Here is a 1145-nt window from a genome sequence, read left to right as displayed (position 1 = left end):
GCCACGATCGGCTTCTGGTTGAAGCAGGTGCCCTGGTTGGAGCGCTTGAACTTCGCCACCCGGTAGGTGGTGCGGGTGCCGTCGTCGTTCATCACCGTGACGTAGTCGGCCGAGACCTCCTCGACCACCCCGGCCTTGTCCGCGGTGATCACGTCCCCGGCGTCCGTCGCGGCCCGGTACTCCATCCCGGTCCCGACCAGCGGCGCCTCGCTCTTCAGCAACGGCACCGACTGACGCTGCATGTTGGAACCCATGAGCGCCCGGTTGGCGTCGTCGTGCTCCAGGAACGGGATCATCGCGGTCGCCACCGACACCATCTGGCGTGCCGAGACGTCCATGTAACCGACCTCGTTCGCCCTCACGGATTCGAACTCGCCACCCTTACGGCGGACGAGGACGCGGTCCTCAAGGAACGTGCCATCGGCGGCGATCGGCGTGTTCGCCTGGGCGATGACGTAGCGGTCCTCCTCGTCGGCGGTGAGGTAGTGGACCTCTTCGGTCACCCTGCCGTCGACGACCTTGCGGTAGGGCGTCTCGACGAACCCGAAGGAGTTCACCCGGCCGAAGGAGGCGAGCGAGCCGATCAGACCGATGTTCGGGCCTTCCGGCGTCTCGATCGGGCACATCCGGCCGTAGTGGGACGGGTGAACGTCACGAACCTCGAAGCCCGCCCGCTCACGCGACAGACCACCGGGACCCAGCGCGGACAGACGCCGCTTGTGCGTCAGGCCCGCCAGGGGGTTGGTCTGGTCCATGAACTGCGACAGCTGGGAGGTCCCGAAGAACTCCTTGATCGACGCCACGACGGGACGGATGTTGATCAGGGTCTGCGGCGTGATCGCCTCGACGTCCTGCGTCGTCATCCGCTCCCGCACGACCCGCTCCATCCTGGCCAGGCCCAGCCGGACCTGGTTCTGGATGAGCTCGCCGACCGTGCGCAGGCGGCGGTTGCCGAAGTGGTCGATGTCGTCGGTCTCGACGACGATCTCGCCACCGGAACCCTGCATCGAGGTCTCGCCCGCGTGAAGCTTGACGATGTACTCGATGGTGGCGACGATGTCCTCTTCGGTCAGCGTGCCCTGGGTGATGTCGGCGTCGACGCCGAGCTTCTTGTTGATCTTGTAGCGGCCGACCTTGGCCAGGTC

1 protein-coding gene is annotated in these 1145 nt (G+C 66.5%); it reads right to left on the bottom strand.

Going from position 1 to position 1145, the window contains the following annotated elements; genetic code table 11:
• The coding region (locus ABT340_RS42415) for an RNA polymerDNA-directed RNA polymerase subunit B (RefSeq protein WP_502992624.1) at nucleotides 1-1145 on the bottom strand (1145 nt) is incomplete at both ends.

Source organism: Streptosporangium sp. NPDC000239, assembly GCF_040300765.1.
In the GTDB taxonomy this organism is placed as follows: domain Bacteria; phylum Actinomycetota; class Actinomycetes; order Streptosporangiales; family Streptosporangiaceae; genus Streptosporangium.
The sequence above is the reverse complement of the archived record's forward strand: the minus strand, read 5'-3'. Positions and strand labels throughout refer to the sequence as shown.